Origin of the sequence: Streptomyces noursei (assembly GCF_001646665.1) — a bacterium.
Lineage (GTDB): Bacteria > Actinomycetota > Actinomycetes > Streptomycetales > Streptomycetaceae > Streptomyces > Streptomyces lavendulocolor.
This window is the reverse complement of sequence record NZ_LWBU01000413.1, coordinates 1-980: the sequence shown is the minus strand read 5'-3', so window position 1 is coordinate 980 and position 980 is coordinate 1. Positions and strand designations below refer to the sequence as shown.

The 980-nt window shown below is 70.1% G+C and carries 2 protein-coding genes; both read right to left on the bottom strand.

The annotated features are described in order from the left end of the window. Window positions 1-13: 13 nt before the first annotated feature. On the bottom strand, window positions 14-439 hold the full coding sequence (locus tag A4V12_RS34070; RefSeq protein ID WP_064073384.1) for a hypothetical protein: 426 nt from the start codon (window positions 437-439) through the stop codon (window positions 14-16). 164 nt (window positions 440-603) lie between these two features. Next, window positions 604-822, bottom strand: coding sequence for a hypothetical protein (locus tag A4V12_RS34065; RefSeq protein ID WP_064073385.1), 219 nt, complete (start codon window positions 820-822; stop codon window positions 604-606). Between the last annotated feature and the right edge of the window lie 158 nt (window positions 823-980).

Below are 980 nucleotides of genomic sequence, written 5' to 3'. Positions count from 1 at the left end.
GAGCGGGAGGGTGTCAGGCGATGGCGATGCTGGCAAGGAGACTCTGGAGCCGACGGATCGCCTCTTCGGCTTCCGTGTACTGCTGGCGGGACGGCGGGACGGCGCCGAAGGTGGAACCGTCCTCTGCGGGCATGGCGCGCCAGTGCAGGACCGGTGTTAGGGCGGTGGCAGCGGCGCCGAGGAACCAGGCCAGGCGCCCGTGGACGTGGGCGAGGGCGATGGCCACAGCAGCGAGCGCCTCACGCAGGTGCTCCAGCCGGTCGACCTCGGGCAAGGTCTGCTGGCACTCGGGGTTGCCCACGGCGGTGAGCAGATCGGCAGCGGCCTTCGCCGCGACCATGCGGTCGTCAAACGACAGCACCCACACCTGATCGCGGATCAGCCGTTCGGCCTCCCGCACCAAGCCTTCGATGTCTGTCCTTATGCCCACGACCGGCATCCTATGCCACCGGGAAACGCAGCTAACCCAGCCGTGACCAGCCCTTTTAGGTGCGGAGGGCCTGGCACGACAGGCCGGACAGTCCTAGGAGGACACCCCGTCGAGGGACACCGCGACGCCCCAGGGGACAGCGTCGCTGGGGTAGTCCATCGCGTAGCCACTGCTCAGTGGTCAAGATCGCCCCACACGTGCGGGCCGCCGCCTATCCACTCGATCAACCCGGACTCGGCTACCTCGTGCTCGTCCAACTCGAGCCCGGCATGACGGAGGAAGTCGACGACGTCGGCCAAGCGGTACGCCCGGCCGAGAGCCTCACCCTCGACGAGCACCCGCCGGCCACCCGTCGGCGACGGCGGGTAGACGATCACGGGCGGCCCGGTCATGGACCCCATCGTCGAGCCGGACCGGTCCGGACGCATCCGCACGGGGTGGCCGGCAGCGAGCCCGCAATGGCCCGGTGCGAGCGCCACGAGCCAAGGCGCGCCGCGAAGCGGAGGGGCCACGGCCGTGGAGATCGTGCGGGTCAAGCCCGGCAAGTAGA